Below are 834 nucleotides of genomic sequence, written 5' to 3'. Positions count from 1 at the left end.
CGCAGCGCGCGGCGCGCCTGCGCCGCCTCGGGGACCGCGCGCTCGATCGCGAACAGCCCGCCGACGACGCCGCAGAACGCGATCGCCAGCGCGAGCGCGGCCAGCCGCCCGCCGACCGACTCGCGCGGCGCCACCAGGAGCGCCGGGACGCGCGGGGTGCGGAGGCGGTTCACGCGCGGCCTCGCGTCGCGCGGACTCCCGCGCGGGTACGGGACCGCCTAAGCTGCCGCGCATGACGACCCCCTCCAGCGACCGCCTGGTCGCGCTGCTCGCCGAGCGCTCGGCGCGGCGCGGCGACTTCACCCTCGCCTCCGGGCGCAGGTCGAGCCTCTACATCGACGCGCGCCTGACGACGATGCACCCCGACGGGCTGGCGCTCGTCGGCCCGCTCGGCCTGGCCGCGATCGAGGGCGCCGGCTGGCGCGCCGACGCCGTCGGCGGGCTGACGCTCGGCGCCGACCCGGTGTCGTACGCCATCGCGTACGCCAGCGCGATCGCCGGGCGCCCGGTGCGCGCCTTCACCGTGCGCAAGGAGGCCAAGCAGCACGGCACCGGGCGCCTGATCGAGGGGCCGTACCGCGAGGGGGACCGCGTGGTCGTGGTGGAGGACGTGATCACCACCGGCGGCTCGGCGCTGAAGGCCGTGGAGGCGGTACGCGCCGCCGGCGGCACGGTGGCCGGCGTGCTGGCGGTGGTCGACCGCGAGGAGGGGGGGCGCGAGGCGCTGGAGGGCGCGGGGCTCCCGGTGCTGGCGCTGGCGCGCGCCGCCGAGATCGTGGCGCGGATGGGCTGAGCGGCGGCGCGCCGCCGGGCGGCGCGTCACGCGGCCCCCGG

1 protein-coding gene is annotated in these 834 nt (G+C 79.6%); it reads left to right on the top strand.

All coding sequences use genetic code 11. The annotated features are described in order from the left end of the window. Positions 1-232: 232 nt before the first annotated feature. Positions 233-793 (top strand): orotate phosphoribosyltransferase, encoded by a 561-nt coding sequence (pyrE, locus tag PYV61_RS26055; protein WP_275836804.1) that lies wholly within the window; start codon positions 233-235, stop codon positions 791-793. Positions 794-834 lie beyond the last annotated feature (41 nt).

The sequence above is a fragment of the Roseisolibacter sp. H3M3-2 genome, assembly GCF_029211165.1.
GTDB lineage: Bacteria > Gemmatimonadota > Gemmatimonadetes > Gemmatimonadales > Gemmatimonadaceae > Roseisolibacter.
Note: the sequence above shows the minus strand (reverse complement) of the source record. Positions and strands in the feature narration are given on the sequence as shown.

Excerpts from the sequence above, each read along its gene's own strand:
- pyrE (WP_275836804.1), top strand. The coding sequence starts at position 233 with ATGACGACCCCCTCCAGCGACCGCCTGGTCGCGCTGCTCGCCGAGCGC.